Source organism: Gilliamella sp. Nev3-1 (assembly GCF_001690435.1).
In the GTDB taxonomy this organism is placed as follows: Bacteria; Pseudomonadota; Gammaproteobacteria; order Enterobacterales; family Orbaceae; genus Gilliamella; species Gilliamella apicola_C.
This window is the reverse complement of record NZ_LZHN01000088.1, coordinates 29,594-43,991: the sequence shown is the minus strand read 5'-3', so window position 1 is coordinate 43,991 and position 14,398 is coordinate 29,594. Positions and strand designations below refer to the sequence as shown.

Here is a 14,398-nt window from a genome sequence, read left to right as displayed (position 1 = left end):
GATGTTGTCGATTTTTTAATTACTTAAGATATGGATTTTTTTATGCGCCGTATTATCGTTTGTCTTAATTTAATTTTATTGCTTGTAGCTTGTAGCAGTAATAGATCTTCAACATCGCCAATGAAAGAACACCGTGGGCATGCAAATGTCAAAGGCGGTGTTTATCTCGAAAAAGATCACAATCCATCTAAAACCGCAAGTCCGTCATTAGAAATAGATAAAGAAAAATTTATCGATAGAATGGTGAGCAAGCATGGTTTTAACCGTCAACAGCTTCGCAATGTGCTTGCTCAGACCAATAAACTTGATTGGGTAATTAATTTAATGGATAAACAAGCACCAAAATCAGGGCCTGCAACAGGACCAAATGGTGCTTGGATTCGTTATAAAAATAAATTTATTACGGCAAGCAACCTCCCTCGTGGTGTCGAATTTTGGAACCAATACGAAAAAGAGTTAAAGCGTGCTTATACCGAATATGGTGTTCCACCTGAAATTATTGTTGGCATTATCGGTGTCGAAACAGGTTGGGGTAGAGTAATGGGTAAAACGAAAATTATTGATGCGCTATCAACGCTTGCCTTTTACTATCCAAGGCGTGCACAATATTTTTCTAACGAATTAGAAGACTTTTTGGTGATGTGCCGTGATGAAAGCGTTGATCCGTTTGATTTAAGTGGATCATTTGCTGGCGCAATGGGATATGGTCAATTTATGCCGTCAGCGTTTAGACGTCATGCCGTTGACTTTAACCATGATGGTCATGTTGATTTGTGGGATCCAGTTGATGCTATCGGTAGTGTTGCAAACTACTTTAAGTCATATGGTTGGCAACGAGGTAAGAAAGTGGCGGTAATGGCTGATGGTCAGGCTCCATCACTTAACTCAGGTTTTAGCACTAAATACTCAATTGAAACGCTTGCAAAAGCTGGCTTGAAACCACAAGGCTCACTAGATGGTCATACTCAGGTGAGTCTATTGCGCCTTGATATGGGTGATCGTTACCAATTTTGGTATGGCTTACCGAATTTTTATACCATAACCCGCTATAACCATAGCATGCATTATGCCATGGCAGTTTGGCAATTGGGACTTGCAGTTAAAGAAGCAAGATAACTATCGAATATTTAATATCAAATTTTATTAGGTCGTTGTTATGCGACCTTTTTTATATCTGCCAATAATATTTAAGAAATAATCAGTTTTATTGCAAGTAATAATAAAAATACACCAAAAAACTTGATCAGCTTTTTTATTGATAATTTTTGTGCAATTTGTGCCCCCACTTTTGCCATAGGAATGCTCGCCAGCATAATAGTTAATGCCGCAGGTAAATAAATAAAGCCTAAGCAATATTGGGGTAATTGTGGGGTATGCCAACCCGCAATGATGTAGCCAACTGTACCACCGATAGCAACGGGTAAAGTGAAAGCAGCCGATGTTCCAATTGCTTTTCGCATATCTATGCCACATTTTTGTAAAAATGGTACAACTAAAACACCACCACCCACGCCGACAAGTGCAGCAAAAATGCCAATTAAGGTTCCTGCAAATATAAAAATGCTGTTATTAATAGAAATATTTTTACTAGTATGATTTTGTGAAACTTTACTCGCTTGTAAAATAAATTGGCCACTAACATAAATAAGAAAAATGATAAATATCCATTTTAACCAAACCCCTGGAATATAAGGCGTCATATACGAACCACCTAAAGTGCCTATGATACAACCTAAAACCATTTTTCTAAGGATATTCCATTGAATATTATTGTTTTTATTATAAATATAGCTTGAAGATAAACTTGTGCCAATGATGGTTGCTAATGAGGTTGCAATCGCGATATGGTTAACCCAAGCATTACCTAGATTAAAATAATTTAAGGTAAAGATTAAGGAGGGCACTATTAATGCACCACCGCCAACACCAAACATACCAGCTAATAATCCCGCAACAGCGCCTATAGAAAGGAATATAATAAATTCAAGAATCATGTTTAATCCTTAAGGTATGGTAACACTAATAACCCATCTTTTTTGTTAAGTAAAAATTAAAATTAGATAATTGATTTTACTGATCCACCGTTTAATATCATTATCAGGTTTGATTGCAAAATAGTAAATTAAAAGATGACAAGATGGCTAAAAAATCTTATGTTATTTAGCAGATGGTAACGAATAAAAGTTTGAAAATAAATTGGCGGGAGTGAATAATGAAAGATCGTTTAAAGTGGATTGATGATTTTGGTTTTTTAGGCGAAACAGCCAGTGGACACTCGTTAGTTATGGATGGTGGTATTGAACATGGAGGGCGTAATCGCGGTGCTCGTCCTATGGAACTTTTGTTACATGGTGCAGCAGGTTGTATGGCTTATGACATTATCGCTATTTTAAAAAATAATAAAAAAGATATTCGCGATCTTTGGATAGAAATTGATAAAACTCAAGCAGAATCTTCACCAAAAGTCTATACATCTATTAATTTCCATATTGTGATTACAGGCATCGATGTTGATGATCAAGCAGTAGAAAGAGCAGTGAAGCTTGCTTCAGAAAAATACTGTAGTGCCTCTATCATGCTAGGGGAAACCGCAAAAATGTCTTATACCTATGAGGTTAGGGAATATCATTAAAGTCTATTCTTATAACGAATAATTATAATCTAATAACAACCTGATCTTAGTGTGTTTTGCATTAATCATTTAACATTTTATTAGTCAGTGTAATAAGAGAGTGGTTATGCAACAGTTAAGTAAAACTATGCGATTTCGGGATATGGTTATTCTGGGATTGCTTTTTATTGGACCAGCGGCACCAATAGGATTATTTGGTGTTTTAGATGCAATCAGTGATGGTGCAGTTGTTTTAGTTTATATTGTAGCAACTTTGGTAATGGCATTTACCGCATTTTCTTATGCTAGAATGGCAAATGCTTTACCCCATGCAGGAGCGGTTTATGCTTATTGTTCGATTGGCATTCATGCTAATGTGGGATTTTTAGTCGGTTGGTTGTTATTGCTTGATTATATGTTTATTCCTGCTGTTGCTTACTTATTTAGCGGTATTTCGTTCAATGCCTTAATTCCTGAAGTACCTGTATGGGTATGGACTTGCTTGGCGGTTGTATTAACTACCACGTTGAATTTAATTGGCATCAAAAAATCGGCGAAAATTACATTAATTATCTTACTATTTGAAATTATTGTATTGTTTGCTGTGCTATTTGTTGCTATTTGGCTAATAGCAACTAGTGATATTAGTCGAGATTGGTTGAAACCTTTTTGGGGCGGTGATTTATTTAGCTGGGCTAATCTGTTTAATGCTGTATCTATTGCGGTGCTCTCTTATTTGGGATTTGATGCTATTGCAACTTTTTCTGAAGAAAACGGTGGTTCCCATAATTTAGTGAGTAAAGCAATTATGAGTTGTTTAATTTTAGCAGGTTGCCTATTTGTAATTCAAATTTATGTTGGTGCTTTACTTAATCCTTATAATTCAGCATATTTGCGTAGTCATCCTGAACTACAGGGTAAAGCTTACTATAATATTGTTAATCAAGAAATTAACTTATACCTAGGATGGGCGCTAAGTTTGATGAAAGCCATTGGTGCATCATTTGCTGCAATGGTTGGGCAAGCTGCCGCAAGTCGTCTTTTATTCAGTATGGGGCGCGATAAGCGTTTACCTTCATTTTTTGCTAAAGTGGGTAAAAAAAGTGGCGTGCCAGCAATGGCTATTTTATGCTCTGCGCTATTTAATTTATGTTTAGTTGTTATTGCTGCCAATCATGATAAAGGATTAGCAGCTCTAGTGTCATTTGTTGATATTGGTGCGTTAACGGCATTTATTATGTTACATTTATCTGTAATCGGCTACTTTAAGTTTAAAAAACGTTCAAAGGGTTGGCGTTCTTGGGTTTTAAATATCTTTATGCCTATTATTGGTATTATAGTGTTATTACCTGTATTACTACATATTGATAATGATGCAAAAATTGTCGGTGTAATTTGGTTAGCAATTGGTATGATTATTCTCTATTTAAACAAAGAGCAGGCTCAATTAGTTTGCTTAGAAAAACATGAATAATAAACTTAATACATTTATTGAAGATTTATTGCATCTTAATTAAGATGACAGTATTTTCCTATTTTCCACAGGCGTTATAATAAAATGCTATCAGAAATATTACGTGGTGCGTTAGTTTCCGCTAGCCTAATCATTGCTATTGGTGCACAAAATTTATTTGTTCTCAAACAGGGAATATTAAAAAACCATATTTTCTATGTGTCGGCAATTTGTTTTATTTGTGATTTTGTATTAATGTCGATTGGCATTCTAGGGGTGGGCTCTTTCATTAGTTGTAATCCTTTAATCACAAATCTGCTAGCAATAATGGGGGTGTTTTTTTTAATTTGGTATGGTTTTAGTGCGTTTAAAAGTGCAATTAAAGGCACAAGCAATATGCAAATAGAATCTCAAAATGTGAATAATAGCCGTTTAATCAAGGTGGTAGTTGCAACGTTAGCGGTCACTTTGCTTAACCCACATGTATATTTAGATACGGTTGTGATTGTTGGGGGAATAGCTGGCACATTAAATAGTGAACAAAAACTGGCATTTTTGATTGGCGCTGTTTGTGCCTCTTTTGTATGGTTCTTTGGTATTGGTTATGGTGCAAGATTGTTAGCGCCATTATTTAAACAAAAAAAGATGTGGGTAATATTAGATTGTCTAGTTGGCACTGTCATGTTGTACATCGCTTATCGGCTAGTTTTTTATGTCGTTTATAACAATTAAAGTTAGAACAGTAAATAGGCTATAGCCTATATGATTCAAAGAGCGTTCTGCCTATTAATAAACATCCTTACTTTGCTCATCAAACATCCATTTAAGATCTTTAAATAATAAAGGCTCTTTTGGGCATTTTTATCTCCCCCTTGAGAGCAATTATCAAATAATATTATGAAATAATAATGTGACTATTATCACAATTACATGTATTTGTTAAATTATAAGATATCTTCTTTATATAATTAGTGCTAGCTTACATAGTATAAATTTGGATTGTTACTGTACAGCTAATTGTCTATACAGGCAAAACCTAAACATTTTGGTTAATAAAGTGTTTAGGTTTTTTTATATAAGGGTTTTGTTTTATATAAAGGAAAGTTGAAGCGTATGGATTAGTTATAGCGTAGATATAAGATGGTTTATTACTGTTTATTCAATTCAGTTATTTTATAAATTTACTATTAATAAATGCGTAATAGATCACTTAAGGAGAAAACAATGAAAAGTAATATTTTAAAACTAACACTATTAATTAGTGCGGTTCTTACCACAAGTCCATTATTTGCTATTGACCAAGTCAAAATTGAAAGCAATCAATTAAAAAAAATAACTGTGGATGGTCTTGAGTTTAAAGATATGGATAAAAATGGAAAATTAACTCCATATGAAGATTGGCGTTTATCGCCACAGCAACGAGCACAGGATTTGCTTTCAAGAATGTCATTAGAAGAGAAAGCTGGGATAATGATGCATGGCAATGCGCCAAGTGTAAATAATGAAATAGGGCGTGGTGATAAATATGATTTTAAAAAGCTGACTGTTTTGATTCTGAAAGATAAAGTTAATAGCTTTATAACCAGATTAGAAGTTAATCCTAAAGATTTTGCGGAGCAGAATAATCAGTTACAAAAAATAGCTGAATCTTCTCGTTTATCCATTCCATTGACAATAAGTGTTGATCCTAGAAATACGTTTTATTATGGTAATGAGTTAGGTATAAAAAGTGGTTTTAGTCAGTGGCCTGGAACATTAGGCATGGCGGCTATTGGTCGTGAAAAAGATATCAATGAATATGGCGATATTATCCGTCAAGAATACCGTTCATTAGGTGTAACGCAAGCCTTGTCACCCATGGCCGATTTAGGTACAGAACCGCGTTGGGCTAGATTTGAGGGGACATTTGGTGAAAATCCTGAGTTAAGCAAAAAAATGGTTCGTGGTTATATATCTGGAATACAAAATGGTAGTACAGGTCTAAATTCGCAAAGTGTCGCTGCCGTTGTGAAACACTGGGTGGGATATGGTGCTGCCGAAAATGGATTTGATAGTCATAGTGCTTATGGTAAATATGCGCTTTTTACCCATAAAGATAGCTTAAAAGAACATATTATTCCATTTACAGGCGCTTTTGAGGTAAATGTTGCAGGTGTCATGCCAACTTATTCTATATTGAAAAATGCTCAGCTAGGTGATCATAAATTTGATGCTGTTGGCGGTGGGTTTAATTCATTTTTATTGCAAGATCTATTACGTAATACTTATCAGTTTAAAGGTGTTGTTATAAGTGATTGGAGTATTACTAATGATTGTAATGATGTTTGTGTTAATGGAACAGCTTCGGGAATTAAACCGAAAGTTGAAGGCATGCCATGGGGAGTTGAGGATCTTACTAAAGAGCAACGCTTTATTAAAGCTTTTCATGCTGGCATTCAACAGTTTGGCGGGGTTAGCGATAGTTCAATTATTGTAACTGCTGTTAAGAATAAAAAAATTGCCGAAAAAAATATCGATAAAGCCGTTTTAGCGATTTTGATTCAAAAATTTTCTCTAGGTCAATTTGAAACACCATATGTAGATCCAAACAAAACAAGTATTGTTGGCAACAAAGATTTTCAAAAGATGGCGAGTCAGGCCCAATATAATTCTTTGGTATTACTTGAAAATATACAAAAAACATTACCATTAAACGCCAATAACAAAATCTATTTATATGGATTTTTACCAAATGCTAAAAATCTGTTAAAGAATAAAGTGAATATTGTTGATAAATTAGAGCAAGCTGATGTGGTTGTTGCCCGAATAAATGCACCTTATGAGCAAAATCATAAAGGTTACTTTTTTGGCTTAGAGCATCATGAGGGATCTTTAGCATTTCCTCCTAACGATAAAGATATTGAATTTATTGCGCAAGCAAGTAAAACGCATCCTGTTGTTGTTACTGTTTATTTAGATAGGCCAGCAATTGTCACTCCATTAAAACAATACGCTAGTGCTGTTATTGCTAATTTTGGGGTAAATGATGAAGTATTGTTTGATAGATTATTTGGTGACAAACCTTACGTAGCTAAAATACCATTTTCACTACCAGACTCAATGGATAGCGTACAGCAACAATCTTCAGATCTGCCTAATGATATGAAAGCACTCTATCCGCTTGGTTATGGTTTAACGCAGTGAGGGATAACGCATTGGCTTTATAAATTATTTTTGTAAATTATTTTGTGTGTTTGCCTGTTTTTAACGCATTCTAATGCACAAAGAAAGCCAATAAACATGGGTGAAAAAAGATTAATAGGCTTGATAATAGAATTAGCGAAGATATTAAAACTAACATATTAAAAATTAAGACGATTTGGGTAATTTTGAATAAATTAAATCATCAAAATTACCCTCAATGCAGAAATAGGGTAATTAATAATGTTGCCGATACAAAGTTATTTTCCCCATCCACAACTCATTTATATCATTGCTCGTTTAAATAAAAAAGTTATTTATTAGCAATACAATAAGGCCTGAAAAATTCGTTTGGGAATAATCATAATCAAAGAATATTTTTTACATATTTACAAGCATCTTTATGGTTATTTTTACAAGCTTGCTGAAAATAATATTTTGCTTTGTAAATATCTTGTGCAACTCCTTGGCCATTTTGATACATGATACCTAAATAGTATTGAGCATCCGCATAATTTTGTTGCGCGGAAAGCCGAAACCACTCTAATGCTTTACTGTAATCTTTTGCAAACCATGACCCTTGATAATATAACCAGCCTAAGCTACATTGCGCATCTGGATTGCCAGATTCCGCAGCTTCAGTATCTAACTCAACGCCTTTGGCAAAATCTTTTTTTAACCCACCCAATCCATTGTAATACATATTAGCTAAATTATGTTTTGCCATCATATTGCCTTTTTGGGCAGCTTGCTCATAAAGTTTTCTGGCTGTCGTGTAGCTTTTTTTTACAGCAGTTCCGTTATAATAGAAAACGCCTAGATTATTGAGTGCCTCTTTATTACCTTGTTTTGCTGCTTTTTCATACCACTCTTTGGCTTTAAAATAATTTTGACTGATACTGTTATCATTTAAATTTTGTTCAATTCCTTTACGATAATGTTTTTTTTCTGCAAATTCGTAAAGTGTCCCCATATTATATTGACCTAGAGCATTACCATTCAATGCTGCTTTTTCATATAACTCTTTTCCTTTTAGTAAATTTTGCTCTACACCTTGACCTGTAGCATACATATAGCCTAAAGCTACTTGGGCATCAGAGTGATTTTGATTAACTGCTTTTTGATACCATTCAATAGCTTTTGCATAATCTTGTTTAACACCTAGGCCATAGTTATACATATAACCTAAATTGTATTGTGCTTGAGCGTTATTTTGTTCAGTCGCTTTTTTATATTCAACATTAAAATTGTATTTTGTATTTAGTTGTGCAAAAACTGAAATGTTTACAGATATTAATAAGCAAATTATCAATGTTAATTTTTTCATTTATCTGCCTGTGTTAGTTGGGGAAATATTATTTTTATTAAAGGATCTTTTTTATTTATTTGCAAGCTTATTTATGATTATTTAATAAGCATAAATATCTTTTTTATCTTTATCTGATTACATGTCGATTTATTTTAATGTGCAGACATGTTCATTTATTATTGCTGTCTAGTTTTCAAGTTTACGTGATGGAACGTGAGGGTAAAGGATTGGATTCTACCATATAGAAACAAGCACCAAAAAGAATCATAATATTTTTTATTCGGATGTAATGAGAAGACCTATAGTGTAGAAGAATTCAAAAATAACAAAGAATTACCAGATAAATATCGTAAAATGTGCCAGAACGGTGAAATAGATGGGGATAGTTTAAATTGTGAAAATTCTTTCCAAGCAATTTTAAGTTTAAGCACGTCAGCTAGCAACCCTCACGCACGGAATTAATTTAACTAAGAAGCTACATTGTGGCTTTTAATATTCTTTGTGATGACGCATTTATAATAAATTGATTTTTCTTATTTATTATAAACATGTCGCCATTTTGAATAGTAATCTTATTTCTTGGCAAAGTTACCTTTGAAAACAATTTCTGATTTACTTAGGTTAGCTGTAAATGATTTTTTAATAAAACACAATAAAACTTAATCTAATATTAACCAACGATTGTAAGGAATTTATATGAAAAAAATACTAATATTGATTACTGCCATGTTCTTATTTGGATGTAATGAGAAAACCTATACGGTTGACGATTTCAAAAATAATAAAGAACTACTAGATGAATACCGTAAAAAATGTGAGAACGGTGAAATTGATGCGATAGTTTGAATTGCCAGAACTCTCACAAAGCAATTTTTTCCAAAAATAGAGTTGGTAATGCAAGTTGGAATTAATATAGTGATCCACTGATTTTAAAATTCTATCTGTGATAAGTTTATAGTCTTAATTTTATTATTATTAATTATTAACTTATCATCTTGCGTTATAATCTTATCTCCTTTTTCTGCTTTATTGTCATTTAAAAATAGATTAATCTGTTTCGATAAAATTATTTTTTTCGGTACTGTTGTCATCAACTAATTTGGCAAATTCTGACTGCTTACCATTTATTTGAAATTGATAATTAGCGCGTCAATAACCTGGTTCTTTCTCAATATCACTTTGGTTATCTGTTGCATAGGAAAACGTTGCATTAACTTCTTATAACTTATAAGTTAACATTAAATCAATACGTTGCTATTATTTGTTTTGAGTCACATTTGGTTTTAGTCACAACCGCAATCATTATCACTAGCTTGTTTTTTCTTGGCTTGTTGTTTGGCTACAATGGCATTGACCTTTTTTGTTACAACAATTAAGTGATCTTTTGCATCAGAATAGTTTTGTTCTGCAGCCTTAGCAAACCATTGTTTTGCTTTAAAATAGTTCTTTTTTACACCTGTGCCTTGGTAGTAGAGCATGGCTAATGTATATTGGGCAATTGCATCCCCTTTTTTAGCTGCTTTTGTATCCCACTCAATTCCTTTTGAATAGTTTTGTTTTGTGCCTTGCCCGTTAAAGTGCAATAAAGCTAAGCTATGTTGAGCGGCAATATTGCCTTGATTGGCTGCTTTTTCAAACCATTCTTTTGCTTTAATATAGTCAGGCTGTGTTTCTGATTGCTGTTCGAATCCATTTTCGATACCTTTAAATTGGCGTTTTTTAGCATATGAACCATCGGCATACATAAGGCCTACGTGGTACTGCGCTTCAGCATCATTTTGTTCTGTTGCTTTTTGATACTCTTGATTAAAATCAAACATAGTTTGTTGATCGGCATTTGCCGCAACACTAAAACATAAAACTAGTGATAACGTAGCAAAAAACTTTAGCATACAACTTCCTTCAAAAATAAATACCGAGTATTTTATCGTATTTATTTGTTTAGTATAGCTTAATTAGTTTGTTTCAACCTTAATCGCGATCGTAAAAGAAGTATAATATTGTTATTTATTCAATAATACACTGTAATTAACCATGACTTTTTAGCTTAGGGAATGAGTATTGATTAGATTTTGAAGCAAAAATAGTAAATTTTTATCTTAACTATTCAGAATGTTGTGAGTTTTATTCGTTTAAGGCAGCACTATCAATTATAACAGTTTATTTTAAATAAATTTGCTAAATACTAGCTAGTATTTCTATTACTTTTCTTATTTTATATTAGGTAATGTCTACCTGCTGAGTGCCAATATGATGAAATGGTGGGTCGTGAGCGATTCGAACGCTCGACCAACGGATTAAAAGTCCGCTGCTCTACCGACTGAGCTAACGACCCATCTAAAGATGGTGGGTGATACCGGGTTCGAACCAGTGACCCCCTCCTTGTAAGGGAGGTGCTCTCCCAACTGAGCTAATCACCCCACGTGTTTCATTATAGAAACGTCACGGTAAAGATTGGTGGGTGATACCGGGTTCGAACCAGTGACCCCCTCCTTGTAAGGGAGGTGCTCTCCCAACTGAGCTAATCACCCTTACCGTGTGGGTGTGCATTATAAGGCACGCCTTATTTCAGTCAACCTTTTTTTTTAAATTTCTCTAAAATTTGCTTCGTTCGATTTAATTTTAAACATTTTTTGGGTGATAGTTCGCAAAAATACCTTTTATCCATTCTTATTTTAAAAAGGGCAATTAGGATTAAGCCATGTTGTTAGCAAAAATTAAAAGATAGTCCATCATGCTTTTTAATAAAAAACGCATCATTATTTATGTCGAACCTACTATTTTACGTTATAGGATAGTGAGCGCAGTTAAGCAACACACTACATCAAATGCTAGCGAAGATCTAATTGTATGGAATTATCAAAATGAGGCTGATTTAGCGGTTTTCATTGATGATCTACAAAAAAAATTTTCTGCTCGTACTGAATTTGAGCTCAATTTGGACATTAATTTAACCCAAATGCAACAACTAGCTTTGCCTGATGTAAAGCTCAAATTCAATGAATTGAGTTTATATGTTGAAGCTAACATCCATAAATTATTTCAATTACCAGCTAAAAGTGTGTTTTTTGATTTCGCTTATTCAACTGAACAAAAAAAGCAAATTACAGTGGTGATAGCTGAACGTCATTATATTGAAAATTGGATTAATCTTTTTAATAAGTATGGATTGTTATTAACGTTTGTAGGGTGTGGGTTTGAAAATACTAAAATTAATTTTTTACCTTGGCGGCAAGAGAAGCAAACAAAGCAACAACGGCAACTGATATTCGTGGCAACTAGTGTTATTGGTGTAATCGGTTGTTTGCTCTGTTATTTGTGGATGCAAGCTCAAAACGAGCTACAAACTTATGATGAAAAACGCTTGCAACAACAAGGTATAACACAAAAGCTAACTGAAGAGCTAATGCATGATTTGCCTAATCCATCATTAAGTCAAAAACAAATTCAGCAATCTTTAGTATTGCTTTCACAGCAGTTGCCTTCTGTAATCTGGCTTGATTGTTTTTATTATGAGCCACAAAAAGTAAAGATTGAAGGGCAAAGCTTTAGTTATGTTGAGCTAACTAAATTTAATCAAAGTTTGTTAACGCTAAAAAATATAAGTAACAGTCAAGTTAAAACAATCTTATCCAATAAAAATCATTTATTTTTTGAAATGGAAATAATGCTTAGTGAATAGTGATTTTTTTGAACGCCCAATTTGGCAACAATATATGCTTTGTGTTTTATTTGGTTTGGTGTTTTTTGTAATCGTTTATCTGTTGTTTATTAAAGATATTCGGCAACAAGCACAGCTAGCAGTCGAGTCATATCAGCAAATAGTTATTGAAAATGAGCAATTACAAGCAAAAGCTAGCCGTTATCAGGCAAGTAAAAATAGTTTATATAGTTTGATATCAGATAGGGAATTCGCATTGGCGATCGAGCAAAATCATCTTTCATTAGTATCTTTTAAGCATTATCAAACAGATAAAACAGCTAATTGGGATATTGAGTTAGAGGGGCAGTTTTTTGATTTTATTAATTTTATTTCATCATTAACCGATGATTTTTACTATCTTGATTTTAAAAATCTTAAAATCAGCAAGCAAGATCAACAGTTACAAATAATGTTTACTTTATTGTTTGAAAAGGATCATCAATGAAGCCCTATCTTTATAAATGTATTGTTTTATTTTGTGCTATCTGTTTTGAGTTAAAAGCTAATATCCTGTTGGAAAGCGATCCTTTTCAACAACATTACCGAGTTTCTTGTAGTGAACAAACAGCATTACTACTTGAGCAAATTCAAGCTTGGCATTTTAGAGGGTTTATGAAACAAATTGATCAGAATTATCAACAAATTTGGTTAGCCTCTGATAATCATTGGTTAGCAATAACTGATAATACAGTGCCAAATGTTTTGTTTCCTTGGTATGTACAATCTTCACTAAACGATAAAATAATATGGCAAGCAGATTTACCTGATTATTGCCATAATATTGTATTATGGACGATGTTGCTAAATGAGTAATAAAATTGCCGAAAACCAAAAATATCAAGAGTTACAATTGGTTATCTACATATTAACTAAGGTTAAAAGCCGTTTGCTGATAGTATTTATATTTTTAGCAATCAACACAAATACTAGTAATGCCAATATACTCCTATCATCAAACGCTGATCAGCAAAAAAATATTTCAATGGCATTTTATCAAACGGATATTGCAATTATCTTGCAAGCGTTAGCCGATAGTAAACAAATGAACCTGGTTATGTCAGAAGATATATCAATTAAACAGACCATTAAACTTAATAATGTTGATTGGCATAAAGCGCTAAAAATCATATTAGATTCAGCGAATTTACAAGCAGAAATTGATGATAATATTTTGCTTATTTCTAAAGCGATAGATCCTGAAATTTTATTGCAAAAACAACAATCAGAACAAAGAGAAAAAGAATTAAACCAACCTATTAGTTCTTTATTTATAGCTGTTAATTATGCAGATCCAACAACTTTAATTGAAATGATTCAACAGCAAGATTTGTTATCACCACGAGGTCGGGTTACATTTGATAAACGGACCAATTCTCTCGTTATTGCTGATGTACCAAAACAATTTGCAAATATCAAAAAATTAGTTAAAACACTGGATAAACCGATGCCCCAAGTTCATATCTCAGCGCATATTGTTACCATGAGTGATGAAAGTATGTCAGAACTAGGTATTAAATGGGGGTATGAAGGGTCTTCATCGCAATTATTAGATAAGTTTGATGTTGGGCTTGGCGTCAGCCATTCAACCTCTACAGTTGGTTTTAATTTAGCTAAACTATCGGGGCATTTACTCAATTTAGAGTTGTCAGCGCTTGAATCTGAGAATCAACTTGAGATTATAGCCAGCCCTAATTTACTTACAGCTAATCAAAATATGGCGTCAATAAAACAAGGTACAGAAATTCCTTACGAGGTTTCTAGCGGTAGTAATGGTGCTACTTCAATTGAATTCAAGCATGCTGTTTTGGGGTTAGAAGTGACACCTAAAATATTATCTGATGAGCTGATGGTTTTAGATTTGTATATCACGCAAAATACGGCTGGGCGTTCAATAAAACGTAGTGATAACGGTGAAGTATTAGCTATTGATACGCAAGAAATTAAAACACAAGTTCAGATAAAAAATGGAGAAACCGTTGTATTAGGCGGTATAGTTCAACAAGTTAATACTAAAAATAAGCAAAAAGTGCCTAGTGCTGGGGACATGCCATTAATTGGTCGCTTATTTAAACACAATAGTAACAAACAACAAAAACGTGAGCTGGTTATTTTTATTACACCACAATTGGTTGAGTAAATGTC

The 14,398-nt window shown here is 33.3% G+C and carries 13 protein-coding genes, 3 tRNA genes and 1 pseudogene; 11 read left to right on the top strand and 6 right to left on the bottom strand.

Annotated features, from left to right (window positions below; genetic code table 11):
- The first annotated feature begins 42 nt into the window (after positions 1-42).
- A complete protein-coding gene (gene mltB, locus A9G40_RS13540) occupies positions 43-1,116 on the top strand; it encodes a lytic murein transglycosylase B (RefSeq protein ID WP_065566777.1) in 1,074 nt (357 codons plus the stop codon).
- Positions 1,117-1,187: 71 nt separating this feature from the next.
- On the opposite strand, the gene A9G40_RS13535 is transcribed toward mltB, so the two are convergent.
- Complete coding sequence (locus A9G40_RS13535; protein ID WP_065583444.1) at positions 1,188-1,994, bottom strand: sulfite exporter TauE/SafE family protein; 807 nt, start codon at positions 1,992-1,994, stop codon at positions 1,188-1,190.
- Positions 1,995-2,212: 218 nt separating this feature from the next.
- Between A9G40_RS13535 and A9G40_RS13530 the strand changes: the two genes are divergently transcribed.
- The 4 genes from A9G40_RS13530 (at position 2,213) to A9G40_RS13515 (ending at position 7,247) form a co-directional block, all read left to right on the top strand.
- Positions 2,213-2,632: an OsmC family protein gene (locus tag A9G40_RS13530; RefSeq protein WP_065583443.1), complete on the top strand. Its 420-nt coding sequence runs from the start codon at positions 2,213-2,215 to the stop codon at positions 2,630-2,632.
- A 106-nt stretch (positions 2,633-2,738) separates the two neighbouring features.
- Positions 2,739-4,085, top strand: a complete 1,347-nt coding sequence (locus A9G40_RS13525) for an APC family permease (protein ID WP_065583442.1) — start codon at positions 2,739-2,741, stop codon at positions 4,083-4,085.
- An 84-nt stretch (positions 4,086-4,169) separates the two neighbouring features.
- Positions 4,170-4,796, top strand: coding sequence for a LysE/ArgO family amino acid transporter (locus tag A9G40_RS13520; protein WP_065583441.1), 627 nt, complete (start codon positions 4,170-4,172; stop codon positions 4,794-4,796).
- Between the two features lie 492 nt (positions 4,797-5,288).
- A complete protein-coding gene (locus A9G40_RS13515) occupies positions 5,289-7,247 on the top strand; it encodes a glycoside hydrolase family 3 protein (protein ID WP_065583440.1) in 1,959 nt (652 codons plus the stop codon).
- Between the two features lie 364 nt (positions 7,248-7,611).
- Here A9G40_RS13515 and A9G40_RS13510 read toward each other — a convergent pair whose 3' ends face one another.
- Complete coding sequence (locus A9G40_RS13510; protein WP_065583439.1) at positions 7,612-8,571, bottom strand: tetratricopeptide repeat protein; 960 nt, start codon at positions 8,569-8,571, stop codon at positions 7,612-7,614.
- Positions 8,572-8,838: 267 nt separating this feature from the next.
- Between A9G40_RS13510 and A9G40_RS15940 the strand changes: the two are divergent.
- A pseudogene (locus A9G40_RS15940) lies at positions 8,839-9,015 on the top strand (EexN family lipoprotein); the annotation flags it as partial.
- Between the two features lie 234 nt (positions 9,016-9,249).
- On the top strand, positions 9,250-9,399 hold the full coding sequence (locus A9G40_RS15110; RefSeq protein WP_218057699.1) for an EexN family lipoprotein: 150 nt from the start codon (positions 9,250-9,252) through the stop codon (positions 9,397-9,399).
- 437 nt (positions 9,400-9,836) lie between these two features.
- On the opposite strand, the gene A9G40_RS13505 is transcribed toward A9G40_RS15110, so the two are convergent.
- From A9G40_RS13505 to A9G40_RS13490, 4 genes are all read right to left on the bottom strand, one after another.
- On the bottom strand, positions 9,837-10,445 hold the full coding sequence (locus A9G40_RS13505) for a tetratricopeptide repeat protein (protein ID WP_065583438.1): 609 nt from the start codon (positions 10,443-10,445) through the stop codon (positions 9,837-9,839).
- A gap of 367 nt (positions 10,446-10,812) precedes the next feature.
- Positions 10,813-10,888 (bottom strand) — tRNA-Lys (locus tag A9G40_RS13500).
- Positions 10,889-10,897: 9 nt separating this feature from the next.
- Positions 10,898-10,973 (bottom strand) — tRNA-Val (locus tag A9G40_RS13495).
- A gap of 35 nt (positions 10,974-11,008) precedes the next feature.
- A tRNA-Val gene (locus A9G40_RS13490) sits at positions 11,009-11,084 on the bottom strand.
- Positions 11,085-11,287: 203 nt separating this feature from the next.
- Between A9G40_RS13490 and A9G40_RS13485 the strand changes: the two genes are divergently transcribed.
- From A9G40_RS13485 to pilQ, 4 genes are read left to right on the top strand one after another with little or no spacing between them, the layout of a single operon-like run.
- Positions 11,288-12,235 carry a PilN domain-containing protein gene (locus A9G40_RS13485; protein ID WP_065583437.1) on the top strand — a complete coding sequence of 316 codons (948 nt, stop codon included), beginning with the start codon at positions 11,288-11,290 and terminating at the stop codon, positions 12,233-12,235.
- Positions 12,228-12,701 (top strand): hypothetical protein, encoded by a 474-nt coding sequence (locus tag A9G40_RS13480; RefSeq protein WP_065583436.1) that lies wholly within the window; start codon positions 12,228-12,230, stop codon positions 12,699-12,701. Before A9G40_RS13485 ends, A9G40_RS13480 begins: the two co-directional genes overlap by 8 nt.
- Entirely contained in the window at positions 12,698-13,069 is a 372-nt protein-coding gene (locus A9G40_RS13475) for a hypothetical protein (protein ID WP_065583435.1), read from the top strand. Before A9G40_RS13480 ends, A9G40_RS13475 begins: the two co-directional genes overlap by 4 nt.
- Positions 13,062-14,393 carry a type IV pilus secretin PilQ gene (gene pilQ, locus A9G40_RS13470; protein ID WP_218058038.1) on the top strand — a complete coding sequence of 444 codons (1,332 nt, stop codon included), beginning with the start codon at positions 13,062-13,064 and terminating at the stop codon, positions 14,391-14,393. Before A9G40_RS13475 ends, pilQ begins: the two co-directional genes overlap by 8 nt.
- Positions 14,394-14,398: the final 5 nt, after the last annotated feature.